Annotated in this window: 21 protein-coding genes; 15 read left to right on the forward strand and 6 right to left on the reverse strand. The window is 72.1% G+C overall.

Annotated features, from left to right (window positions below; all coding sequences use genetic code 11):
- Positions 1 to 42 precede the first annotated feature (42 nt).
- From FM076_RS16010 to FM076_RS16050, 9 genes are all read left to right on the forward strand, one after another.
- Entirely contained in the window at positions 43 to 759 is a 717-nt protein-coding gene (locus FM076_RS16010) for a YcnI family protein (protein ID WP_173871392.1), read from the forward strand.
- 213 nt (positions 760 to 972) lie between these two features.
- The gene (locus FM076_RS16015; protein WP_428814877.1) at positions 973 to 1,656 is read left to right on the forward strand and encodes an SCO family protein; all 684 of its coding nucleotides are present in this window, start codon (positions 973 to 975) and stop codon (positions 1,654 to 1,656) included.
- 92 nt (positions 1,657 to 1,748) lie between these two features.
- A complete protein-coding gene (locus tag FM076_RS16020; RefSeq protein WP_173874787.1) occupies positions 1,749 to 2,240 on the forward strand; it encodes a copper chaperone PCu(A)C in 492 nt (163 codons plus the stop codon).
- A gap of 11 nt (positions 2,241 to 2,251) precedes the next feature.
- Entirely contained in the window at positions 2,252 to 4,519 is a 2,268-nt protein-coding gene (locus tag FM076_RS16025) for a copper resistance protein CopC (protein WP_430625927.1), read from the forward strand.
- 19 nt (positions 4,520 to 4,538) lie between these two features.
- Complete coding sequence (gene efeB, locus FM076_RS16030; RefSeq protein WP_180217782.1) at positions 4,539 to 6,029, forward strand: iron uptake transporter deferrochelatase/peroxidase subunit; 1,491 nt, start codon at positions 4,539 to 4,541, stop codon at positions 6,027 to 6,029.
- Between the two features lie 43 nt (positions 6,030 to 6,072).
- Positions 6,073 to 7,002: a prephenate dehydratase gene (pheA, locus tag FM076_RS16035; RefSeq protein WP_173871394.1), complete on the forward strand. Its 930-nt coding sequence runs from the start codon at positions 6,073 to 6,075 to the stop codon at positions 7,000 to 7,002.
- Between the two features lie 669 nt (positions 7,003 to 7,671).
- Positions 7,672 to 8,949, forward strand: coding sequence for a serine--tRNA ligase (serS, locus tag FM076_RS16040; RefSeq protein ID WP_173871397.1), 1,278 nt, complete (start codon positions 7,672 to 7,674; stop codon positions 8,947 to 8,949).
- Complete coding sequence (locus FM076_RS16045) at positions 8,946 to 9,809, forward strand: Cof-type HAD-IIB family hydrolase (RefSeq protein WP_173871399.1); 864 nt, start codon at positions 8,946 to 8,948, stop codon at positions 9,807 to 9,809. The genes serS and FM076_RS16045 overlap by 4 nt, the downstream gene beginning before the upstream one ends.
- 255 nt (positions 9,810 to 10,064) lie before the next feature.
- Positions 10,065 to 10,322 carry a hypothetical protein gene (locus FM076_RS16050; protein WP_173871401.1) on the forward strand — a complete coding sequence of 86 codons (258 nt, stop codon included), beginning with the start codon at positions 10,065 to 10,067 and terminating at the stop codon, positions 10,320 to 10,322.
- A gap of 171 nt (positions 10,323 to 10,493) precedes the next feature.
- Here FM076_RS16050 and FM076_RS16055 read toward each other — a convergent pair whose 3' ends face one another.
- Positions 10,494 to 11,399 (reverse strand): MerR family transcriptional regulator, encoded by a 906-nt coding sequence (locus FM076_RS16055; protein WP_173871403.1) that lies wholly within the window; start codon positions 11,397 to 11,399, stop codon positions 10,494 to 10,496.
- A 450-nt stretch (positions 11,400 to 11,849) separates the two neighbouring features.
- Between FM076_RS16055 and FM076_RS16060 the strand changes: the two genes are divergently transcribed.
- Positions 11,850 to 12,185, forward strand: a complete 336-nt coding sequence (locus tag FM076_RS16060) for a hypothetical protein (protein ID WP_173871405.1) — start codon at positions 11,850 to 11,852, stop codon at positions 12,183 to 12,185.
- A 767-nt stretch (positions 12,186 to 12,952) separates the two neighbouring features.
- On the opposite strand, the gene FM076_RS16065 is transcribed toward FM076_RS16060, so the two are convergent.
- On the reverse strand, positions 12,953 to 14,074 hold the full coding sequence (locus tag FM076_RS16065; protein WP_173871407.1) for a WYL domain-containing protein: 1,122 nt from the start codon (positions 14,072 to 14,074) through the stop codon (positions 12,953 to 12,955).
- Positions 14,075 to 14,228: 154 nt separating this feature from the next.
- Between FM076_RS16065 and FM076_RS16070 the strand changes: the two genes are divergently transcribed.
- From FM076_RS16070 to FM076_RS16090, 5 genes are all read left to right on the forward strand, one after another.
- Positions 14,229 to 14,843, forward strand: a complete 615-nt coding sequence (locus tag FM076_RS16070) for a TIGR03086 family metal-binding protein (protein ID WP_173871409.1) — start codon at positions 14,229 to 14,231, stop codon at positions 14,841 to 14,843.
- A gap of 230 nt (positions 14,844 to 15,073) precedes the next feature.
- Positions 15,074 to 16,537, forward strand: coding sequence for an FAD-binding oxidoreductase (locus tag FM076_RS16075; protein ID WP_202034921.1), 1,464 nt, complete (start codon positions 15,074 to 15,076; stop codon positions 16,535 to 16,537).
- Between the two features lie 268 nt (positions 16,538 to 16,805).
- A complete protein-coding gene (locus FM076_RS16080; protein WP_173871411.1) occupies positions 16,806 to 17,609 on the forward strand; it encodes a hypothetical protein in 804 nt (267 codons plus the stop codon).
- A 430-nt stretch (positions 17,610 to 18,039) separates the two neighbouring features.
- The gene (locus FM076_RS16085) at positions 18,040 to 18,753 is read left to right on the forward strand and encodes a FadR/GntR family transcriptional regulator (RefSeq protein ID WP_173871413.1); all 714 of its coding nucleotides are present in this window, start codon (positions 18,040 to 18,042) and stop codon (positions 18,751 to 18,753) included.
- Positions 18,754 to 19,030: 277 nt separating this feature from the next.
- Positions 19,031 to 20,473: a CynX/NimT family MFS transporter gene (locus FM076_RS16090; protein WP_173871415.1), complete on the forward strand. Its 1,443-nt coding sequence runs from the start codon at positions 19,031 to 19,033 to the stop codon at positions 20,471 to 20,473.
- 118 nt (positions 20,474 to 20,591) lie between these two features.
- Here the strand turns inward: FM076_RS16090 and FM076_RS16095 are convergent, their stop codons facing one another.
- The 4 genes from FM076_RS16095 to FM076_RS16110 are packed head-to-tail and all read right to left on the reverse strand — an operon-like array spanning position 20,592 to position 24,156.
- Complete coding sequence (locus FM076_RS16095; protein WP_173871417.1) at positions 20,592 to 21,314, reverse strand: ABC transporter permease subunit; 723 nt, start codon at positions 21,312 to 21,314, stop codon at positions 20,592 to 20,594.
- Between the two features lie 22 nt (positions 21,315 to 21,336).
- The gene (locus tag FM076_RS16100) at positions 21,337 to 22,287 is read right to left on the reverse strand and encodes an ATP-binding cassette domain-containing protein (protein ID WP_173871419.1); all 951 of its coding nucleotides are present in this window, start codon (positions 22,285 to 22,287) and stop codon (positions 21,337 to 21,339) included.
- Positions 22,284 to 23,201 (reverse strand): ABC transporter permease subunit, encoded by a 918-nt coding sequence (locus FM076_RS16105; protein WP_173871421.1) that lies wholly within the window; start codon positions 23,199 to 23,201, stop codon positions 22,284 to 22,286. The genes FM076_RS16100 and FM076_RS16105 overlap by 4 nt, the downstream gene beginning before the upstream one ends.
- Positions 23,191 to 24,156 carry an ATP-binding cassette domain-containing protein gene (locus FM076_RS16110; RefSeq protein WP_173874791.1) on the reverse strand — a complete coding sequence of 322 codons (966 nt, stop codon included), beginning with the start codon at positions 24,154 to 24,156 and terminating at the stop codon, positions 23,191 to 23,193. The genes FM076_RS16105 and FM076_RS16110 overlap by 11 nt, the downstream gene beginning before the upstream one ends.
- Positions 24,157 to 24,283 lie beyond the last annotated feature (127 nt).

Below are 24,283 nucleotides of genomic sequence, written 5' to 3' on the forward strand. Positions count from 1 at the left end.
CATGTCATGCCATCCGTCCTGTGTCTGTTCAGGAGCGCATTCATGAAGATCGCCAACCGCCGTGCCGCGACCGTCGGCGCACTCGCCGCCGGCACCGTCCTGCTGCTCGCCGGGCCCGCGTCGGCACACGTAGGCGTCGATCCCCAGCAAGCCCCCAAGGGCGGCTACAGCACGGTCGACTTCAAGGTCCCCAACGAGAAGGACGACGCCTCCACGGTGAAGCTGGAGGTGACCTTCCCCACCGACCACCCGCTGGCCTCGGTGATGCCGCAGCCGGTGCCCGGCTGGGACGTCAAGGTGGACAAGAAGAAGCTGGACAAGCCGATCGAGACCCACGGCGAGAAGATCACCGAGGCCGTCTCGAAGGTCACCTGGAGCGGCGGGAAGATCAAGCCGGGCCAGTTCCAGCAGTTCCCCGTCTCCATGGGCCAACTCCCCGAGGACGGGGACCAGCTGGTGTTCAAGGCCCTCCAGACCTACGACGATGACGACGTCGTACGGTGGATCGAGGAGCCGCGGAAGGGCGCTCCCGAGCCCGAGCACCCGGCTCCCGTCCTCCAGCTCACCGCCGCCGGGAAGGAGGAGGCGGACGCCTCCTCCGGCGACGGGAAGGCCACGGAGCGGACGGCCTCGGCGAGCGGTGACGCGGACTCCGACGGCTCCGACACCACCGCGCGCGTCCTGGGCGCGGTGGGGATCGTCGTGGGCCTCGCCGGCATCGCCTTCGGCGTCCTCGCCGGTCGCCGCCGGGCCTCCTGACCCGGGTGCGGGCGGGGTGGTGCGGAGGGGCGTACGTACCCCTCCGCACCACCCCGCGGCACCCCCCGCGCGGTGGCCGTACGCCGCCTCGCGGCCCCCTCAAGGGCACCACCTCGCGGCTTCCTTGAGGGCCGGGCCCTTCCGGGTCCTTCCCCACGGGCCGGTCCCCGCGGAGCACCGGCCCCCGGCCTCACACCCCCGACCCCGAGCACGATGCGGACCAGCACTATGCGCAGCACCACCAGAACAGCCTCAGCAGCCGCCGCCTTCGCCGTGGCCGCCGCCCTCGCCCTGACCGGCTGCGGCTCCGGAGACGACAGCGACAAGGCCGCCATCGACAAGCCGGCCACGGTCGAGAAGCAGAAGAAGGGCGGCACGGTCCTCGACCAGCCCTTCAGCAAGCCCGACCTGACGCTGACCGACACGCACGACAAGTCCTACGACTTCATCAAGGAGACGAAGGGCCACCCCACCCTCCTCTACTTCGGCTACACCAACTGCCCGGACATCTGCCCGCTGACGATGAGCAACATCGCGGTGGCCAAGTCGAAGCTGCCCAAGGAGCAGCAGAAGGAGCTGCGGGTCGTCTTCGTGACCACCGACCCCAAGAGGGACACCCCCGAGGAGCTGCGGAAGTGGCTGCGCGGACAGGACCCCTCGTTCATCGGGCTGACCGGCGACTTCGACTCCATCCAGGCGGGTGCCCGCAGTGTGGGCGTGAGCGTCGAGCCGTCGTACAAGAAGAAGAACGGCGACATCGTGTCGACCCACGGCGCCCAGCTCCTCGCCTTCTCCCCCAAGGACGACAAGGCCCACGTCCTCTACACGGAGGGCAACACCGACCCCAAGACCCTGGAGAAGGACCTCCCCGAGCTCCTCAAGGGGGAGACGCCGTGACCGCCCGTCCCCCGGCCCCTGCGTCCTCCCGCCGGGCCACCGCGCACCGCCGGGTCCCGGCACCGCGCCCGGCCTCCGCGGCGCTCCGCCCGGTGGCCGCCGTGGCGCTCGGCGCGGTCCTGGCCCTCACTCTGGGCGCCTGTTCCTCGTCCTCCTCGTCGCAGGACAAGGACACCGGCTCCGGCAAGGGGGCCGCCTCCGCCGGGAAAGCGGGCCGTCCCGAGCTGAAGGTCAGCGGCGCGTACGTGCCGCAGCCGCCGACGGACAAGATGGCCGGCGGTTTCCTCGTCGTGCGCAACAGCGGCGGTACCGACGACAAGCTCACCTCCGTCTCCAGCGACATCGCGGGCGTGGTCGAGATGCACGAGACCACCAAGCGGCAGATGCGGCAGGTCAAGAGCCTGCGTGTCCCCGCGCACGGCACCTTGGAGCTGGGGCGCGGCGGCAACCACCTGATGCTGATGGACCTGGAGCGCAAGCCGGTCGAGGGCCAGACGGTGACCTTCGTGCTGCACTTCGCCAAGTCCGGCTCCGTCACGGTCAAGGCCCCGGTCGAGGCGACGAACTACACACCCGAGAAGTGAGGTTCGCAGGCGTGCCGTACACCACCGAGCCACCCTCCGGCCCCGCCGGCCGCCCCGGCCCACCCCGACGCGGCGCCCGCGCCGGGGACCGGGCCGGGGCCCGTACCGGTGCCCGTTCCGGGAGCCGCACCGCACAGCCCGGTGCCGCGGTGCTGCCCCGCACCGCGCTGTCCCGCACCGTGCTGGCCCTCCTGCTGAGCGGGCTGGCGCTGCTGGGAGTGCTGGCCACCGCGGGACCGGCGGCGGCGCACGCCGCGCTGACGGGAAGCGACCCGGCGGAGGGCTCGGTGGTGCGCGAGGCGCCTGCCCGGGTCACGCTCGACTTCTCCGAGGGCGTGTCCATGTCCGACGGCTCGATCCGCGTCCTGGACCCGCACGGCGAACGGGCCGACACCCGGACCGTCCGCGACGCCGGGAGCGGAGGGAAGGTGCGGCGCGCCGTCTCCCTCAAGTCCGGTATCCCGCAGGGCACCTACACGGTCGCCTGGCAGGCCGTCTCCGCCGACAGCCACCCCGTCTCGGGGGCCTTCACCTTCTCCGTCGGGAAGCCCTCCAAGACGAGCGCCTCCGTGCCGCGGCAGACCGACGGCCCGGCCGCGGGCGGCGGTGTCGTGGGCACCCTGTACGGGATCGGCCGGTACGCCGCCTACGCGGGGTTCGTGCTGCTGGTCGGCGGGGCGGCGTTCGTCCTGGTGTGCTCGCCGCGCGCCGCCTCCTCCCGCGCGGTGCAGCGGCTGACGGTCACAGGATGGCTCACCCTCACGGCGGCGACACTGGCGCTGTTGCTGCTGCGCAACCCCTACACCGGGTCGGGGAAGCTCTCCGACGTCGCCGACCTGGGCGGACTGGCCGACGTGGTGGCCACCAAGTCCGGCACCGCCCTCGTCGCCCGACTGCTGCTGCTCGCCGCCTCGGCACTGTTCGTCTCGGTGCTCTTCGGGGCCTGGGCGCGGCGCGGTGAGGAGAGTCCGGACGGTGGGTCGAACGGTTCGGACGGTGGGAGGAACGGTTCGGACGGTGGGAGGAACGGTTCGGGCGGTGGGGCGAACGGTTCGGACGGTGGAACGGAAAGTGCGGGCATCGGCACGGACAGTGCCGCGGTACGCGCCGACGGCGGCGCGGACAGCGACGAGGTGGCGCGGGAGCGGCGGGACCTGCTGTACGGACTGGCCGTCGGCGGCACCGTGATGGCGGCCGGACTGGCGGCCACCTGGGCGATGGCCGAGCACGCCTCCACAGGTCTCCAGACGGCACTGGCCATGCCGGTGGACGTCCTGCACCTGCTGGCCGTCGCCCTGTGGCTGGGCGGACTGGCAGCGCTGTTCTGCCTGCTGCGCTGGGGACCCTCTCCGTCGCGCACAGTGGTGCTGCGCTTCTCCCGGACGGCCTTCGTCTGTGTGACCGTGCTGGCGGCGACAGGGCTGTACCAGTCGTGGCGCCAGGTCGGCTCGTTCAGCGCGCTGACGGGCACCTCGTACGGGCAGCTGCTGCTCGTCAAGGCCGTGCTGGTGGCTGCCCTGGTGGGGGTCGGCTGGTTCTCCCGCAGATGGACAACCAGGTTGACGGAGGTTCCGGCGGGGGCGGACCGCGACGGCACCCCGGAGCGGGTCTCCTCCGGCGTCTCGCCCGATGCCCCTCCCCGCTCCCGTACCGCCCGGTCCGCCGGCCGCATATCCGGCGAGCACGACCCGGCCGACCCCGTCCGCGCCGCGCAACTGGCGCGGCAGCGTGCCGCCGCCAACGCCGCGAAGCGCCGCAAGGAGCGCGAGGCGGACCCACAGCGCAGCGGACTGCGTCAGTCGGTGCTGACGGAGGCCGTCATCGCCGTCGTCCTGCTGGCCGTCACCACTGTCCTGACCAGCACCGAGCCCGGCCGTACCGAGGAGCGGGCCCGTGCGGCGGGCAGCGCGGCGCGGAACGCGCCCAGCGGGCCGGTGGACGCCGAGGTGCGGTTCGACACCGGCGGCCCGGACGGCAAGGGCACCGCCGAGCTGGAGCTGGACCCGGGCAGGGCAGGCGGCGGCAACACCCTCGATCTGCGCACCACCGCCCCCAGCGGGCGCCCCGTCGAGGCACCCGAGGTGCAGGTCTCCTTCACCCTCCCCGCCAAAAACCTCGGCCCTCTTCCGGCCTCCCTCGAACCGGTCAGGGGCGAGAAGGGTCACTGGAGGGCCACCGATGTGCGGCTTCCGATGGCCGGAAAATGGAGGATCGCGGTCACCGTCCGCACCTCGGACATCGACCAGATCACCGTCTACACGACCGCCACCATCGGCTGAGCCGGAACCGAGCGACACGATGAGCAGCCAGCAGAACAAGAAGAAGAACAAGAAGAAGCGGGCGGCGGCCCGCACGACGCCCTCCGCCGCCTCCCCGTCCCCCGCCGGGCGACCGGGCCGGAGCACCGGCACCGCCGCGTCCGGCAGCGGGGTCCCGTCCAGCGACGGGCCTTCGCCCGGCCGTGGTCCCGCAGCAGGTGGTGGCTCCACTGCAGGTGGTGGCTCCGCTGCCAGTGGTGGCGGCGTGGACGGCCGTGGTGCCGCTGCCGGTGCCGGCGCTCCGGGCCCGTCCCGGCGGCGGCTGCTGGGCACGGCGTCGGTGGCGGGTGTGGCCGGGCTGGCGGCCGGTGGTGCGGGGGGCGCGTGGGCGCACGCGGCGGCGGAAGAAGAGCCGCCCACGGCGCTGTCCACGCTGGGCTCCACCAGCGTGGACTTCCACGGCACGCACCAGGCGGGCATCCTCACCCCGGCGCAGGCGCACGGCCACCTGGTGGCCTTCGACCTGGTGCCAGGCGCGGGGCGGAAGCAGGCCGCCGCGCTGCTGCGCCGCTGGTCGGACGCGGCACGGCGGATGATGGCGGGCGAGCCGCCGCGGGCGGCCGAGCACGACACGGGGATCGCGCTGGACGCCGGGCCCTCCTCGCTGACGGTGACCTTCGGTTTCGGCCGTACGTTCTTCACCCGTACGGGTATGAAGGACGAGCTGCCCCCGCAGCTCGCGCCGCTGCCCGACTTCTCCGCCGACGCCCTCGACAAGAAGCGCTCCGACGGCGATCTGTGGGTGCAGATCGGCGCCGACGACTCGCTGGTCGCCTTCCACGCGCTGCGCGCCCTCCAGCGCGAGGCGGCGGGCACGGCACGGGTGCGCTGGCAGATGTCCGGCTTCAACCGCTCCCGCGGCGCCACGGAACGACCGCGCACGGTGCGCAATCTGATGGGCCAGGTGGACGGCACCAACAACCCCAGGCCGGATGAGAAGGACTTCGCCGAGCGTGTCTTCGTCGCCTCCTCCGGGCAGCCGGAGTGGATGGCGGGTGGCTCCTATGTGGTGCAGCGGCGTATCCGGATGCTGCTCGACACCTGGGACAAGCGCTCCCTGGAGGAGCAGGAGAAGGTCATAGGGCGCCGCAAGTCCGACGGCGCGCCTTTGTCGGGCGGGCACGAGCACACCAAGCCGGACCTGGACAAGCGCGGCGCAGACGGGCTGCCGGCGATCGCCGCCAACGCGCACATCCGGGTCGCCGCACCTGAGACCAACGGCGGCGCCGCGATGCTGCGGCGGCCGTTCTCCTTCCACGACGGCTTCCGCGACGACGGCGCCCCGGACGCCGGGCTGCTGTTCCTGGCCTGGCAGGCCGATCCGCTGCGCGGCTTCGTCCCCGTGCAGCGCAAGCTGGACCGGGGGGACGCGCTGTCGGCCTTCCTGCGGCACGAGGCGAGCGGGCTGTTCGCGGTGCCGGGCGGACCGGCCAGGGGCGAGTACGTGGGGCAGCGGCTGCTCGAAGGCTGAGACCCGCACCCGGCCGGTGCCCGGCGCGGCTACCGTGGCTCGCATGTCATCTGCGAGCCGCTACACCTACCTCGGCCCCGAAGGCACCTTCACCGAGGCCGCGCTGCACACCCTCCCCGAGGCCGCCACCCGTCAGCTCGTCCCCATGGTGTCGGTCCCGGCGGCCCTGGACGCCGTACGCAACGGAGAGGCGCAGGCGGCGTTCGTACCGATCGAGAACTCGGTGGAGGGCGGGGTCACCGCGACCCTGGACGAGCTGGCCGGCGGCCGCAGACTGATGATCTACCGCGAGGTGCTGCTGCCGATCACGTTCGCGCTGCTGGTGCGTCCGGGGACGACGCTGGAGACGGTCAAGACGGTGACCGGGCACCCGGTGGCGCAGCCGCAGGTGCGCAACTGGCTGGCCGCGCGCCTGCCGGACGCGGTGTGGGAGTCGGCGGCCTCCAACGCGGACGGTGCCCGGCTGGTCCAGGAGGGCCGGTACGACGCGGCGTTCGCCGGCGAGTTCGCGGCGGCCACCTACGGCCTGGAGCCGCTGGTCACCGGCATCCACGACGCGGAGAACGCGACGACGCGGTTCGTGCTGCTGGGGCAGCCCGCGCGCCCCGCCGCGCCGACGGGTGCCGACAAGACCTCGGTGGTGTTCTGGCTGCGCGGCGACCAGCCGGGCGCGCTGCTGGAGGTGCTGCACGAGTACGCCTCGCGGGGCGTCAACCTCATGCGGATCGAGTCGCGTCCCACGGGTGAGGGCATCGGCCAGTACTGCTTCTCGGTCGACTGCGAGGGCCATGTGCAGGACCGGAGGGTGGGGGACGTGCTGATGGGCCTGAAGCGCTCGTGCCGCGCGGTGCGCTTCCTGGGCTCGTATCCGCGCGCCGACGAGCAGCCGCCGACGCTGCGCTCGGGCATGGCCGACGAGGACTTCCTCGCGGCGGCCGACTGGCTGACGCGGTGCCTGGACGGGCGGGACTGAGCCGACGGGACTGAGCGCCGACGGGACCGCGCCATGGGGCCGGACGGGGCGGGAGGGTGCCCGGGTCGGGCTGCCTCGGGCAGCGTGCCCGGTCCCGGCGGCCCGGGCCGGCCGGAGTGAGACGGCCCACAGCACTGTGCACAGCTTCGGTGAAGTTATCCACAGGCTCGGGTGGCGACCTGTGCACAAGTCGACAGGCAAAACGGACTCTGTCGACAAACCGGCATGCAGACCCCATCTCCGTCCACAGCTCCCAGCCTCCTCCTCGTCACCACAATTCCACCGAAGAACTCTTTGGGGTGAGCTGATCCCCCTCGAAAGGGGACGCATGCGGGGTTTGGGCGGGGAATTCCGGACGGACCGCACAGGTGCCGGAACCGTAAGCCCCTATTTCCACAGCCCAGCTTCTCCCTCTGTGGAAAAGTCCGCCGTTCCTCGTCTTCGCTGTGGATAAACACGGAAAACAGCGCCCCCAACTCGCCCCGACGAGCGCCGAGTCCGTCCCGCCCCAGGCGCCTGCCGGACCATTCCCGCCGCCCGGTCGAGGGACCCCGTCAATTTCCGGAAGAGGCCTCATCCCTCCACTTCTTAAAACTCCCAATTCGGACAAATTGGAGGTAAAGGGATTTCACGTCGAGCGCTGACGGAGGCCACCGGTACCCTGGCGGGGTGATTGACCTTCGCCTGCTCCGTGAGGACCCCGACCGTGCGCGCGCCTCCCAGCGCGCCCGTGGAGAGGACGTCGACCTGGTCGACGCGGTGCTCTCCGCCGACGAGCGGCGCAGGGCCTCCAGTCTCCGCTTCGACGAACTCCGCGCCGAGCAGAAGCAGCTCGGCAAGCTCATCCCCAAGGCCGAGGGCGAGGAGAAGGCGGAGCTGCTGCGCCGTACCGGCGAGCTGGCGAGCGCGGTCAAGGCGGCCGACGCGGAGAAGGACGAGGCGGCGGCCGAGACGCAGCGCCTGCTGCGCGCGCTGAGCAACCTCGTCCACCCCGACGTGCCGGTCGGCGGCGAGGAGGACTTCACCGTCCTGGAGACCGTCGGAACCCCGCGGGACTTCGGCGCCGAGGGCTTCGAGCCGAAGGACCACCTGGAGCTGGGCCAGAAGCTGGGCGCCATCGACGTCGAGCGCGGCGCCAAGGTGTCCGGCTCGCGCTTCTACTTCCTCACCGGCGTCGGCGCGCTGCTGGAGCTGGCCCTGGTCAACGCGGCCATCGCCCAGGCCACCGAGGCGGGCTTCACGCCGATGCTGACGCCCGCGCTGGTCAAGCCGCAGGCCATGGACGGTACCGGGTTCCTGGGCCAGGCGGCGCAGGACGTCTACCAGCTGGAGCGGGACGAGCTGTACCTCGTCGGCACCTCCGAGGTGCCGCTGGCGGGGTACCACATGGACGAGATCATCGAGGCGGACCGCCTGCCGCTGCGCTACGCCGCCTTCTCGCCCTGCTTCCGCCGCGAGGCCGGCTCCTACGGCAAGGACACCCGCGGCATCTTCCGCGTACACCAGTTCGACAAGGTGGAGATGTTCTCCTACGTCGACCCCGAGGACTCCCAGGCGGAGCACCTCCGGCTGCTGGAGTGGGAGAAGCAGTGGCTGTCCTCCCTGGAGCTGCCGTTCCAGGTGATCGACGTGGCCACCGGCGACCTGGGCGCCTCCGCCGCGCGCAAGTACGACTGCGAGGCGTGGATCCCCACCCAGGGCAAGTACCGCGAGCTGACCTCCACCTCGGACTGCACCGAGTTCCAGGCCCGCCGGCTGTCCATCCGGATGCGGGACGGCAAGAACGTCAAGCCGCTGGCGACGCTGAACGGGACGCTGTGCGCCGTCCCGCGCACCATCGTGGCGCTGCTGGAGAACCACCAGCAGGAGGACGGCTCGGTCTGGGTACCGCCCGTGCTGCGCCCGTACCTGGGCGGTCGTGAGGCGCTGGAACCGGTCGCCCGGTGAGCGCCGCCCCCCAGGCCCCCGGCTCCTTCGCGGCGTCCGGTTTCCCCTACCGGCTGATCGCCACCGACCTCGACGGCACGCTGCTGCGCTCCGACGACACCGTCTCGGAGCGCACCCGTGCCGCCCTGGCGGCGGCCACCGCGCGGGGCGCGACGCACATCGTCGTCACCGGGCGGGCCGTGCCGTGGACGAAGCAGATACTGGCCGACCTGGGGTACCGGGGCCTGGCGGTGTGCGCGCAGGGCTCACAGCTCTACGACGCGGGCTCCGGGCGGCTGCTCACCTCCGTCACGCTGGACCGGCGGGTGGCCCAGCAGGCGCTGGCCCAGCTGGAGAAGGAGGTCGGCACCGTCGCGCTGGCGGCCTCCCGCGACGGCGTGGACGGCGAGGTGCTGGCAGGCCCCGGCTACCGCGTGCACGACGGCCCGCTGCCCTACGTGCCCTTCGAGGACCGCGAGACGATCTGGCGGCAGCCGCTCAACAAGCTCTACATCCAGCACCCGCAGCTGGGCGACGACGAGCTGGCCAAGGCGGCTCGGGCCGCGGTCGGCGACCTGGTCGGCGTGATGATGGCCGGCGAGGGCATCGTGGAGCTGCTGCCGCTGGGGCTCACCAAGGCGAAGGGGCTGGCGCTGGCGGCCCGCCGGCTGAAGGTCCGGGCCGCCGAGACGCTGGCGTTCGGGGACATGCCCAACGACCTCCCGATGTTCGCGTGGGCCGGGCACGGCGTCGCCATGGCGAACGCCCACGAGGAGCTGCTGGCCGTCGCCGACGAGGTGACGGCCGCCAACGACGAGGACGGCATCGCGCTGGTCCTGGAGCGGCTGCTCACGGAAGCGGCGTCAGCGGGCCGGGGCTGAGACCGGTCGCCGATCCGGTATGAGCGGGTGAGCGGGGACCCGGGCGGCCATGGCATCCGCGACGTCGCCAGGGTCCTGTGGCGTCCCGCTGGGTCTCGTGGCCTCCCGCCAGGGGCCGTCGGCCGGACTCCGCGGAGCACCGACGGCTGCCCGGGCCGCTCCGGGCGTAAAGCCTTTCTCGCGTCGTCCGTGAACTTCCCAGCCGCGTCCGCCATCGAACAAGGCGTACGACCTCACCAACGCGCAGGGAGAGAGATGCGTAGGAAGCTCACGAAGATGGCCCTCGTCGTCGCCGGTGTCGCCGCCTTCTCCGGAATGACGGCCGGCTCCGCACTGGCCGACGGTCCGGGCACGCCGGGGGACGGCATTCCCGACAAGACCTACAAGGTCAACGGGATCGATAACTGCCACGACTTCGGAAAGCTCTTCACCCAGGGTGCCAACGCGGAGTACAAGGGCTACGCCTGCTGGAGCGACGAGAACGGTCAGTGGTACCTCGACCTGATGAAGTGAGCCCCGCGGTGGGCGGAACGCCGTGGCCCGCGCTCCGCCCATTCCCTCCGAGGGCCGGCCTTCCGATCCTGGCCGCACTTCAGGACCTACTGAGGTGCTGGGCCAGCATCTGCACCACCTGCGGCCGACCCCTCACCACCAGCAAAACCAGAGCCAGAACCTAACGAAGCACTACCAGCGCGCCGGGACGGACGCCGACAGCGCGGCCACGCACCAGACGTGCGTCGCGCCGTCCGTGGGATCGCTGCTGCCGGTGACGGTGGCGACGTTCCGCCAGTAGCGGCTGAAAAGGGGGACGGCCCTGCCGAGGACGGCGGCCAGGGAGGCCCGGAAGCCGGGACTGTCCTCCTCGCCCCGGCCGCGCGCACAGGCGCCGGCGAAGGTGTCCAGCGCCTCTCCAGGCTGCGGGGCCAGTCCTTCCGCCACGGCCTCGTAGGCCAGGTCGCAGGCGTCGATCAACCCCTCGTACAGCGACGCCGCGTCCCGCGCGTGGGGGGCGGCGTAGTAGCCCCGGATGCCCGGGTGTGCGGCGAGCACGTGCAATTCCGCGTACGCGAGCGCCGTCTCGGGGGTCGGCTCGCACGGCGGGTCGGGAACGGCGCCGGCGACGACCGCCGAGACCAGGCGGTCGGGCAGCGTCCGGGGCAGCGTGTCCTCCCAGATCCGCAGCAGATCGCGGTGGGCGTCCGGCAAGCGCTGCACACGGGCCAGTACGTCCAGACGGCGCAGCCGCTCTGTCTCGGAGCAGCCGTCCAGGGCTTGGAGGGTGGCCTGTTGCCAACGCAGCCGGCTCAGCCTCGACTGCACCTGGTCGAGTTCACCAGCCACCAGCTCGGCCAGCGACAGTTCCCCGTTCACCACCCGGGAGATGGTGGCGATCGGCATGTCCAGCGCGCGCAACCGCAGGATCAGCCGCAGCCGCTCCAACGCGTCCGCATCGTAACGACGGTGACCCCCCATGCTTCGTCCGGTCTCGGGCAGCAGGCCGCTGTCCGAGTAGTAGCGGACCGTCTTCACCGACAGATCCGTTGCCGAAGCCAGCTCGCCGATAGTCCATGTGCTATGGGTCACAGTCACTTGAACCTCCAGTGCGCTGGAGCTCCTAACGTACAAGGCGTCAGCCGGGAACCGCAGCCACATACCGGCCTCTTGGGGGAGCCCACATTCGGAAGGGGCGGCTCCAGGGCGCTGCTCAAGAGCTACGGCTGACGGGGGACGTGCAGCCGCGCTCCGGTGGGCGGCTCTGGCGGACGCGGTCGCGGCACCGGTCATGTGGGGCGGAAACGTCTCGACGACTCCAGCACCGACCGCGAATCGAGCGATCAACACGACGGAGGACCAGTGGACATGGACAACGGGACAGTGGAAAGCGTTCGCCTGGCTGATGCGTCAGCGGAGCACCGCCCGGCGAGCGGAAGGAAGGGACTGCGGAAGGCGCTGGCCATTGCGGCAGCCGTTGCGGGACTGGCGGCCGCCACGTCCGCCCAGGCTCATGCCGCCACCACCCCGGCGCCGGCCGATGCCGGCGTGCTGGCCACCTACGGCATGGAGACGGACGACGGGAACCCGGGCGGACGCATCGAGTTCCGCACCCTCGGGGACGTCGTCTCGGTCAGTGACCAGCAGGCGGGCGACGGGTTCGGGGCCATTGGTTACGTGTACGAGTACGTCAACTCGACCACGCGCGGGGACCTGGTGTACTCGCTGCGTGACGACCGCGCCGACGGCGTTCCCGCCGTGGCTCGCGCGTCGGACGGTCACAATCTCACCGAGGGCAGGACGTACTGGTTCCGGATCTGTCTGATCGGCAACGGACAGGGGCTGGAGTACTGCGACTGGGCGGCCTGGTCCAACCAGGAGTAGCCGCGGCGCAGCAGACCCAGCGCGGAGAGTAGATCCGCGGAGGGCGCGGGAAGCGGCACCCGACGTGTCCGTCACCGGCCCTCCGTCCCGCTCCCCGCCTCACCCGCTCGTCCACGGCTCAGGGGCGCGGTCAACCGGCGCTCGGCAAAGGTGGGCCTGATTGACAGCGGCTGCCCGGAGTGGGCCGTCCGGACCGACCCGGGCAAGCGGGTCAGCGACCTGAGCGGCGTCGAGCGGCCGGCGCCCTGCGGCGGCACACCTCGGTAACCCTGCCCGACGCGTGCTTCGCCATCGTGGCGAAGTTCGTACGGCTCGGGAGCCCCGCCGTGGCCAGGCCGCCACTCGTACGCGGTCCACTCGCCGTCCTTCCCGACGCTGTCCGCGTGCAGAAGCCAGTTGCCGCCGCTGCCGCCGTCATCAAAGGAGATCAGCAGGCACCGCCTGAGTATCGCGAGTTCCTCGGTGAGGTCCTCCAGTTCCTCCCATACTTCGAGGAGGTCGGCCGCCTTATCGGCGAACCACCCGGTCTCCTCGGCCTGCAGCAGGCCGAGGAGGCCGATCGAGTGCCAGCCGTTACAGGCCAGCGAGGTACTTGGCGCTGTAAGCGCTGAGGAACTCGCGCCACTCGGGGACGGACAGTGGGGTGTTGGGGCGCATGACGGAACTCCTTCAGCGACGCGTTGCGATGATCCTGTCACCCGCCACTGACAGGACGCCCCGAAGATCACGCCAATCGCGTAAAGGCCGAGTCACCGACCGGACAAGTCCTAGCGGGCCGGGCCGGGGCCGCCCGCGGTCTCCTCGCCAGCGTCGTAGAGGCGTGCGACCTCCCGGGCGCGGCGGGCGATCTCCGTACGGGCCTCGGGCGGGTCGAGGATCTCGACCCAGTTGCCGAACTGGAGGAGATGGCTGACGGCTGCCAGGACGGGGTAGGTGAGGCGCACGAGGACCCACTCGTCCGCGTCGGCGCAACTGGCTGTCCCGGTCGGTGCGGTCGGACTGTCCGCCTCGGCCGGCCCGGTGGCCCCCCGCGCGCCCGGTCCCTCGCCCTCCCTCTCTCCCTCCGCCGTCCCGCCCCTCCCGGATATCCCTTCCCCCTCCGGTACGTCGGTGAGGAAGGGGCCCGCTATACGGGCGAACAGATCGAACCGGGAGCGGTGCACCCGTGCCGTCACCAGCAACCGCGAGGGCCGCTCCTCGACGCGGCGGCGCAGCTGCTGCCACACGTCTGCCAGTTCGGTACCCGGACGGCGCCGCACCGGCTCCTCGACCGCTTTCGCGGAGGAGATCCGGTCCACGCGGAAGAGCGCGGGGGAGCGCCGCCGGTCGGCGACCAGGTACCAGACCCCCGCCTTGCTGACGAGACCGTACGGATCGACGGTGTAGGTGTGCGTCCGGCTGTCCCCGCTGTGCCGGTAGCGGATGCGCAGTCTGCGGTCGGCGAGGACAGCGGTGTGCAGGACGTCGAGTTGGACGTCCGACGGGGGGCCGCTCAGCCACCGGTCGGGGTCCACCAGGATGCGGCGGCTGGTGAGTTCGGCGGCCGGGCGGTGCGGTGCGGGCAGTGCGGCCATCACCTTGCGCAGCGCCGACCCGAGCGCGCTGTCGAGGCCGAGCGCCGTGTGCGCGCCCTGCGCGGCGAGTACGAACAGCGCGCGGGCCTCGTCCTCGGTCAGTCCCGTCACATCGGTGCGGTAGCCGGGCAGCAGTGAGATGCCGCCGTGCCGTCCCCGCTCCGCGTAGACCGGCACTCCGGCGGACGAGAGGGCCTCCACATCACGGTAGATGGTGCGCGCGGAGACCTCCAGTTCCCTGGCGAGTTCGTCGGCCGGTACACGGCCGCGCGTCTGGAGGAGCAGCAGGATGGCCAGCAGGCGGTCGGATTTCACCCCTCCAGAGTGCGCCGGAATCCGGCGGAGATCGTCTGGATAAGTTGACGACGGATGTCACATTTCTGCGGAAGACTGCTTCTCGGCCGGAACCGACGGGTTCCGGCCGCGGCCCGTGCCGGCGGCGCCGCCCGACCTCACCGAGGAGCTGACCGTGAACAGCACCCCCCAGATCCCCGACCCCCGTCCGGTGTACGCCCGCGCGGCGGAGCAGGTGGCCCAGCTGTTCGCCGCCACCAAGCCCGAGCAACTGGACGCGCCGACCCCCTGTTCCGAGTTCACCGTGCGCGACCTGCTCGGCCACATCGTCTGCGGTGCCCGTCGCATCGCCGCCGTCGGTGAGGGCGGCGACGCGGAGGGAGAGGACGTTCCCGGCTGGGTGAGCGACGTTCCCGCGGAGCGCTGGCCCCGCCTGTGGGACGAGGCGCACGCGCGTATGACGGCCGCCTGGTCCGATGACGCCCGCCTGGACGCCGTCGTGGCCGTGCCCTGGGGACAGATGCCGGGCCGCATCGCCCTGGCGGGCTGTGTGATGGAGGCCGCTACCCACACCTGGGACCTGGCACGCGCCATCGGCTGGGACGGTGAACTCGACGAGCAGGTCGGCCTGTTCGCACTGGGTGCGGCCCAGCAGTCGCTGCCGGCCGAGGGGCGGGAGAACATGCCGTTCGAGGACGCGCGGCAGGTCGCACCGGACGCCGGCACCTACACACGACTCGCCGGGTGGCTGGGCCGCGACCCCGGGTGGAGCGCGCCGACGCCGAAGTGAGCACCGGCACGGATGCGAGAGGCGGCACGGGGACGTTCGGCCACACGTGCACACAGCGGCGCGGAAGTCCACGGCGGTACGAACATGAGCGGCAGTACGGAAGTGAGCGGCGCGCGGCCCGGCGGGCATGTCCGGGAGGGCGCGGACCGGCGGCGCTCGCGCCCGGCGTGAGGACCACAGCGGCCACCACGGTCGCTGGAGCGAGCGGTTTGAAGCGGGGAGAAGGACAGATGGGGTTCGAGGAACTGGACGCGCTGCGCGCGGCGGTGCACGGCAGTGTGCTCCTACCGGGCGACGAGGGTTACGAACAGGAGTGTGCCGGCTTCCAGGCCGGCGACCGGCACCGGCCGGATGTGCTCGTGGCGGCACGCACGGCGGACGACGTACGGGCGGCCGTCTCCCACGCACGGCGGCACGGGCTGCCGGTGGCGGTGCAGGCGTCCGGGCACGGGCTGGGCGAGGCCGCCCGCGGCGGCGTGCTCGTGAGCACCCGGCACATGACGGGCATCCGGATCGACGCGACGGCACGGACGGCCTGGGTCGAGGCGGGCGTCCGGGCCGGTGACCTGGTCGCGGAGGCGGCCCGGCACCAACTGGCACCGCTCAACGGCTCGGCGCCGGGCGTCGGCGTCGTCTCGTACGCGCTGGGCGGTGGCGTCGGGCTGCTCGGCCGCCGGTTCGGTTACGCGGCCGACCTGGTGCGCCGGATCGAGGTCGTCACGGGCGAGGCGGACACGCCCCTGCGCGTGGTGACGGCCCAGAGCGACCCGGAGCTGTTCTGGGGGCTGCGCGGCGGCGGGGGCGGCTTCGGCGTCGTCACCGGTATGGAGATCGAACTCCTGCCCGTCCAGCGGATCTACGGCGGGCGGCTCGTCTTCGACGGCGGCGAGGTCGCCGAAGAGGTGCTGCGCACCTGGCAGAAGTGGACGGAGTCGTCGCCCGAGGAGCTGACCTCGGCCGTCACCATGCTGCCGATGCCCGACATCCCCGCCGTACCCGAGTCGCTGCGCGGGCGCTATCTGGCCCAGGTGCACCTCGCCTTCACCGGCAGCCGCGAGGAGGGCGAACGCCTGGCCGAGCCACTGCGGGCCATCGGCGCAGTCCTGGTGGACGAGTTGAGGGAGATGCCGTACGCGGAGTGCGCCTCCGTCTTCATGGAGCCCGACACCCCGCACGCGTACCGGAGCGCCAACGTCCTGCTGGACGCGGGCGGTCTGGACGAGGCCGCGCGGCAGTCCGTCCTGGCCGCCGCCGGGCCGGACTCGGACGTCATGTGCGTCCTGGGCATCCGCCACCTCGGCGGCGCCTTTTCCCGCCCGCCCGCCGTACCGAACGCGGTGGCGCACCGCGACGCCGCCTACCTGCTGTACGTGCTCTCCCCGGTGGCGCGGCCTGGCGAGGGCCCCGACGCGGACGCCGTACGCGCCCGGCACGACCGGGTGCTGGCCCCCGCCGCCGAGCATGTAGTGGGACGGAACGCCAACTTCCTGTACGGGCCGCAGAGTCCCCAGGTGGCGCAGGCGGTGTACCCGGGCGAGACGGGCGCCCGGCTGTCCCGGTTGGAGACCCGGTGCGACCCCGAGGGGCTCTTCCGGTTCACCCTGCGCGGCGCGGCAGCCGGTGGTCTGCGGGACGCGGGGGCCGGGACCCCGCGAGGCGCGGTGGCGGCCGGGGAGGCTCCCGGCTCGGACTGACCGAAAACCTCTCCGACAATCGCGTAACTGTACGACTGCCGCTTCGTTGAACCGGTCGCGCGGAGGCGACTGGAGCAGACGACGACGAGAGTGTGTGACGTGGTGGTGGCCGGTTGAGGCGCAGCCCGCGAGGGCCCCTTGCCGGTAGTGCGGTACGTGGGAAGACATGAGCTGATCTCCGCTCCTGGCTCCTGGATACGGACACCTGCGACCCCCAGGCGAACGGGGTCCGACAGACATGTCCGCGACCAGGACCAGGAGCTCTTCCATGTACACCGATTCCGTTCTGCTGGAGTCGCGCAGTGCGCGCTCCGGAGTGGCACACAGGGTCGAAGTGCTCGACAAAGTGAAGGCGTTGGCGTTTTCCACAGGCCGTGCACAGGCCACCACCCGGGATGTGGCCGACTACTTCGAAGTGCCGGTGAAAACTGTGGAAAAGTTGGCCGAGCGGCACCGCGAGGAGCTGGAAAGCAACGGGATGACCGTGCTCAACGGCCCTGACCTGCAGGAATTTGAGACCGACAGGATGTCGGTCTCAAATTCCGAGTGGCCGAGTTATCCACAGCGCCGCCGCCGTCTCACCGTCTTCAACCGCCGCGCCGTCCTCAGCGTGGCGATGCTGCTGCGGGACAGTGCCGTCGCCCAGCGGGTGCGCGCCTACCTCCTGCACGCGGAGGAGAGCACGCACCTCCGCCCGGCCGCCCACCCCGGCGTCGAGGAAGTACGGCGGTCGGCGGAGCAGTTGCGGCAGACCGTCCGCACGCTGGCCGCCGGGTACGGCGCGCTCGACCGGAGGGTGAGCAGTCTGGAGGCGGCCGGTGCCGAGTTGGGCACCGTGCTCCAGGAGTTGGGGCCCCTCATCGGGCGGCTGTCCGAGCGCATCGCGCGGATGGACCACCGTCTGGTGGAGACCGAGCGGCGCACCGAGCGCACCGAGCAGGTGGTGTGCGCGACGAGCCAACGGGTCGCCGACCTGGGGGCGGAGATGCGCGCGCTGCGCGGCGACCTGCGCGGCGTGATGCGGGCCCTGGATGTGCCGCCCGCTCCCCGGCACACCGACGAGAAGAAGTGACGCGCGGCGCCACTCGGTGAGCCCTGGCGCCCCGGCCACTTCCCCACGGGCGGACAGCCGGGGCACCACCCTCCCGAAGACGGGAGGCCTCTCGGGACGGGAGAGGACCTGTGCGTCCGTCCGAGCGCCCCGCCGGCCGGCCCGATCTGGCCGGCGAGGTGCGGCGCGGCCCGCACCGCGAGGCCCCGGCATTGTGAGGCCCTCCGCACGCGGGCTGCGGGTACGCGCCTGGCGTCCGTATGCCGTCCTTCCGCAAGGGTGTGAGGCGGGTCTCGCCCACCGGTGGTGGAGCCATGAGGGAGCGGTTGTAGGATGACTGGGCAACCGGGTGAATCGGTTTCGTCCACGACCGGAGAGCCCGGTTGCCCACGAGCGGGAACGACGACCGGAACGCGAAGCAGGACACGGACACGACAGGGAGCTGAGAGGCATGGCGCTGCGGGCCGCCGGACGGCAGTCGCTCGTCGACACCGTCGTCGGTGAGCTGCGGGCGCAGCTCACGGCGGGCGAGTGGCCGGTGGGGGCACGCATTCCCACCGAACACGCGCTGGCCGAGCAGCTCCAGGTCGGCCGGAACACCGTGCGGGAAGCCGTCCGCGTGCTCGTGCACGCCGGGATGCTGCGATCGCGGCAGGGCGAGGGCACGTTCGTCGTGGCCACCGCCGACCCCGGCGAGATCGTCCGCGGGGTGCAGCGCGCCGACGTACGGGACGTGCTGGAGCTGCGGATCGCCCTGGAGGCCGAGGGCGCGCGGCTGGCCGCCCTGCGGCACCAGGCGGCCGACATCGCACGGATGCGGGCCGCGCTCGCCGCACAGGCGGCCTTCCGCGACAGCAACGGCCAGCCCGCAGACGGGCAGTACGAGCTGTACGCGGAGCACGACATCGAGTTCCACGTGGCCGTCGTGGACGCGGCGCACAACGCCGCGCTCAGCGCGACGTACGCCTGGTTCAGCAGTTCCGTGCGGGACGCGTTGGTCGCCTCGCTGCACGACCGGCTGATGCCCCGCATCCACGAAACCGACCACTACGACCTGGTGAACGCCATCGAGACCGGCGACCCGGAGGTCGCCGAGCGGGCGGCGAGGGCGCTGCTCGCCAAGCCGAAACAGGCCGTGGACGCGCTGCTCGGCGGCGGTGAGTAACCGGCTCACCACCGAGCGGACGCCTCTTGACCGCTTGCCCGTTCCACGCCCCGGGCCCGCGTCCCGGTCCTCCCGGCCGGCCAGTCTCCGGCCGGCCGCACCCGCCCGACGAAACGGTCTTCACCCGCCGGCGACCGGCCATCACCCGTCCGACGTCCGGTCGCCGCCCGTGAGCACCGTCACGCCCAGTGCACCACCGCACCACTGGTGAGCGCGCGAGCACCACGCCCCAGGTGGGCGCGCGAGCACGCCACCGCTCCCGAGAAAGGCACCATCCATGTCCCCGTCATCCAGGGAAGGACGCACATCCTCCGCGGAAGGGCTCACCACCGAGGAGCTGCTCGAGGCCGAACTGATCGACGCCGAGGAGGACCTGCGGCCCGCGCCTCCCGTCGCGGAGGCGCGCAGGAGGCTGCGGGCCCATCCGTTGCTGCTGCTCGTCGGCATCGTGCTCGCCTCGCTCAACATGCGCGCGGCGCTCGCGGGGGTCTCTCCCGTGCTGGGCGAGATCAGTGACGACTTCCGGATGACGTCGACGGTCAGCAGTCTGGTCACCACCATTCCGCTGGTCTTCATGGGCGTGGTCTCCCCACTGGCACCGAAGCTGGCGCGGCGCTGGGGCACGGAGACGGTGCTGCTGGGCGCGCTCGTGCTGCTGGCGGGTGGCATCGTGCTGCGGATCGCGCCGCCGCTGGTGGCGCTGTTCGCCGGGTGCGCGGTGGTCGGTTCGGGTATCGCGCTGCTGAACGTGCTGATGCCCGGACTGATCAAGCGGGACTTCCCCGAGCGGGCCGCGGGGATGACGGCGCTGTACTCGACGGCGATGATCCTGGGCGCGACCGTCTCCGCCGCCGCGGCGGTGCCGCTGGAGCACGCGCTGGGCGGCTGGCGCGGCTCGCTGGTCTCCTGGGCGCTGCTGGCCGCGGTCGCGGCCTGTGCCTGGCTTCCGCAGGCCGTTCTCGCCCGGAGCGGCACCCACCACGGCCAGGCCGCCGCCGTGCCCGCACAGCGGCGGGAGACCGGCCGCTCGCAGGTGCCAGGGCACCCGCAGGAGCCGGGTCGCCCGCAGCAGCCGGGTCGCCCGCAGCAGCCGGGTCGCCCGCAGGAGCCGGCGCCGGCGCCGGCCGCCTCCGGTCCCCGTCTGACGCGTTCCGCGCTGGCCTGGCAGATCACGCTGTTCATGGGCTCGCAGTCGCTGATCGCCTATGTGACGATCGCCTGGCTGCCGACGATCTTCACCGACCACGGGATGAGCAGGGCGAGCGCCGGGCTGGTCTTCGCCTTCAGCACGCTGGTGCAGATGGGCGGCTCCTTCGTGGTGCCGACCCTGGCCGGGCGGATGCGCGGTCAGCGGCTGCTGTGCACGGTGGTGGCGCTGTTCATGGCCGTCGCCATCGCCGGTCTGCTGGTCGCGCCGGTGGGTGGCGCCTGGCTGTGGGCGACGCTGCTGGGACTGGGCCAGGGCGGTGCGCTCGGCATCGCCCTCACGCTGATGGTGCTGCGCTCCGGGGACGCGCACACGGCGGCGCGGCTCTCGGGCATGGCGCAGACCTGGGGCTACCTCCTTGCCGCGGCCGGGCCGCTGGTGCTCGGCGCGGTGCACCAGGTGACCGGCGGCTGGACGGTGCCCATCGTGCTGCTGCTGTGCGTGTGCGCGGGGCTGGTGCTGCTCGGCCTGGGCGCGGGGCGCGACCGGAAGATCGGCGCCCCGGCCGGCTGAGGCCGCGCCCCAGCGGCGCCCCGGCCGGCTGGCACACGGCTGGCACACCGCCCCGCCGAAAGGGCGGGTGGGAGCGAACCCCCGGCTCCCACCCGCCCTTCGTGCGCGCGCCGCGCTCCTACTCCTCCCCCGCCAGCGTCAGCGTGCGCAGCTTCTGTCCCGCGAAGACGGTGCCGCCGACCGTGACGACGAGGAGGAGCACCACGGCGACCGGCAGCCCCACCGAGGAGCTGACGTCCGCGCCGCCGCCCGCGACCTTCTCACCCAGCGCGAGCGCCCACTGCTGCACGCTCAGCGTCTTGGCGCCAGCCACGAGACTGCCGATGAGCGCCTCCCAGATCAGCGCGTACGCCAGGCCGATGACGACGGCGTGCCTGCTGACCGTTCCCAGCAGCAGGAACAGCGCGCTGTAGGCGACGGAGGCGACCGCCGCGGCCAGTGCGTAGGCGACGGCGATCTGCTGGCTGTTGCCGTTGAGGACGAAGCCCGCGACCAGCACCGGTACGGCGGAGAAGAGGGCGGTCACACCGGTCGCGACGAGGAACTTGGTGACGATGACGGTGGGGCGCGGTACCGGCTTGGACAGCAGGTAGACGACCGAGCCGTCGTCGATCTCCGGGCCGATCGCGCCGGTTCCGGCGATCACGCCGATCAACGGCACCAGGGTGGCGAGGGCGAATCCGCCCAGCAGTTCGCTGGCGGTCGCGTCGTCGGCGCCGTTCATGGCGCGTACGGCGGCGGCCACCACGAGCAGCAGTGCGGGCAGCGCGCACAGGATGAGGGCGCGGCGGCGGCCCAGGAGCGCGCGGCAGGTGAGCCGCGCGACCGTCGTATTGAACATCTGGTGAGCTCCTTTCCGCCGCTCAGGCCGCGACGAGGTACGAGAAGACGCTCTCCAGGGACTCGTCGGAGGGCGAGACGGTGTAGAGCCGGATGCCGTGCTCCTGTGCGAGACGGGGGAGCAGGGCGGTGAAGCGGGTGAAGTCGACGGCCTGGACGCGCAGCGCGTTCTCGCTCAGGTCCACCTCGATGCCCGCCGTGGAGGGGTCCGCGATGAGTGCCGCCGCGAGCCGCCGGTCGTCACTGGAGCGCACCAGATAGCGGTGCGGACGGTCGGTCATCAGACGGCGGATCTTGCGGAAGTCGCCACTGGCCGCGTGCCGCCCGGCGACCACCACCTCGATGTGCGAGGCGAGCTGTTCGACCTCCTCCAGGATGTGCGAGGAGAACAGCACGGTGCGCCCCTGGTCGCCCATCCTGCGCAGCAGCTCCATCAGCTGCATCCGCTGGCGCGGGTCCATACCGTTGAACGGCTCGTCCAGCAGCAGCACGGAGGGGTGGTGCACCAGGGCGGACGCCATCTTCACGCGCTGCCGCATGCCCTTGGAGTAGGTGGAGATACGGCGGTCCTGTGCGTGCTCCATCTCGACGGTGGACAGCGCCTCCGCGGCGGCGGCCCGCGGGTCGGGCAGGCCGTGCAGTTCGGCGTTGGCCAGCACGAATTCGTGCCCCGTCAGGAAGTCGTACATGCCCTCCCGCTCGGGCACCAGGCCGATGTGGCGGTAGACGCCCTCGTTGCGCCAGATCGGCGCGGCCGGGGCGCGCACCCCGTCGGGACCGGGCGAGGGTTCCAGTGTGACGCTGCCGTTGGAGGGGGCCAGGAAGCCGCCCATCATGTGGATGAGTGTGGACTTGCCGGCGCCGTTGGGTCCCAGCAGGCCGGTCACACCGGGGCCGATGTCCATGGTGATGTCGTTGACCGCGACGACGTTCCCGAACCAGCGGGAGACGCGGTCGATGTGGATCTCAGTCACAGTCCGGCCTTTCGGTAGCGGCGCAGCAGGAGGGTGCAGAAGCACGCCAGGAGCGCCGCGAAGACGACGAGGTAGACGGCGCCTTGGGCGGCGTCCAGGGTGTGTGCCTGGGGGAACCCGGAGGTGCCGCCGAGGAACCTGCTCTGAATGCCGTCCATCAGGGTTCCGGGGGAGGCCACTCCGAGCCAGCCGATGGCGTCCGCGTGGTCGGAGACGGAGGCGATGCCCTGGAGGGCGGTGACGAGGAAGTACGGCACCGTGACCGCCACGATGATCGCGGCGATGCCGAAGCCGCGGCGCGGGGTGAGCGCCGCGATCCAGGCGGCGATGGCGGCGTGCAGCAGCGCGAACAGCGCGCAGAAGACGAGCCCCTGGGCCGCCCCCTTGGTCGCGTCGCCGACACCGAGCTTCGCCAGCAGCGCGCCGACGTACATGATGAGAACGGGTACGGCGGTGAAGAGGAACAGGGCCGCCGAGAGTGCCGCGTACTTGGCCGCCACATAGTCGCCGCGCTCCAGGGGGCGCGAGAAGTACAGCGGTGTCGTCTTGAAGCGCAGGTCCAGGGAGAACGTCTGAGGCGCGGCGGCCGCCAGGTAGATGCCGATGAGCGGCTGCATCATCAGCACGTACTCCGCGTACCCGACGGGGAGATCCTTGCTCTTGCTGATCGCCGCGACGGCGACGACGATGACCGCGGGCACGCTCACCGCGGCGAACAGGAGCATCGGCAAGACCTTCGACTTCGCCGAACGTCCCAGTCCGTAGGCGCCGCGCAGCGACTGGGTGAACAGGGCACGGCGGGCGTACGCGCGGCCCAGCCGGGGGCCCTCGTAACCGCGGTAGCCGATGTTGTGGATGACGTCCTGGCCGCGGCCGGTGGACGTGGCGGGTGCGGGGGTGCCCTCAGGCGACATCGCCGGCGCTCCTTTCCGTGAAGACCTCGGAGATGTGGTGCCTGCGCTGTTCCATGCGGACCAGGCCGAGGCCGAGGTGGACCGCGGCGTCGCGCACGGCGTCGTAGACCGCCTCGCCCACGTCGTCGCCGACGTCGAGGGTGACCAGGTGTCCGGCACCGGGCGCGGCCCCTTGGGCGGGGTCCGGCTCGTGCGGCGCGTGCCCGGCCTGCTGGAGGGCCTTCCGCAGTGCGGCGGCACCGTCGGGGTGCGCGTCGGTGTCGGTGACCTCGACCGCGAGGACGGCGGTGCGCTGGGTGAAGTCGGCTGTGGAGGAGGAGCGCAGGAGCTTGCCGCCGTCGATGACGACGATGTGGTCGCTGGTGCGCTCCAGTTCGCCCAGCAGGTGCGAGGTGACCAGCACCGAGATGCCGAAGTCGGTGTGCACCCGGCGGATGAGCCCGAGCATCTCGTCGCGGCCGACCGGGTCGAGACCGTTGGTGGGCTCGTCCAGCAGGACCAGCCGCGGATCGTGCACGAGGGCCTGCGCCAGCTTCACGCGCTGCTTCATGCCCGTCGAGTAGCCGCCCATGGGACGGTAGCGCTCCTCGTAGAGCCCCACGTGGCGCAGGGTGTCGGCGGTGCGTTCGCGGGCCGCGGTGGCGGGCAGGCCGGACATGCGCGCCATGTGGACGACGAACTCGGTGGCGGAGACGTCCGGCGGCAGGCAGTCGTGCTCGGGCATGTAGCCCACGCGTTCCCGGATCGCGCCGCCCTGGGTGGCCACGTCCATGCCGAGGACGGTGGCGGATCCCTCGGAGGCGGGGGACAGCCCGAGCAGAATCTTGATCAGGGTGGATTTCCCGGCTCCGTTCGCGCCGACCAGGCCGGTGACGCCGGGCTCGATGCCGACGGTCAGCCGGTCCAGTGCGGTCACCCTCGGGAACCGCTTGCTGAGGCTTTCGATCGCGATCACAGTCACACCTCGACGCTACGGGCGGCTCGTCGCGTCCGCGTCAGACGCGGCGCGGGTTCCGGGGGCCCGGCCGTACCTCTCAGGTCCGTCGTGGACGTACCTCTCAGGTCGGAGAACCCCGTAGGGG

The sequence above is a fragment of the Streptomyces albus subsp. chlorinus genome (assembly GCF_013302895.1).
In the GTDB taxonomy this organism is placed as follows: Bacteria; Actinomycetota; Actinomycetes; order Streptomycetales; family Streptomycetaceae; genus Streptomyces; species Streptomyces chlorinus.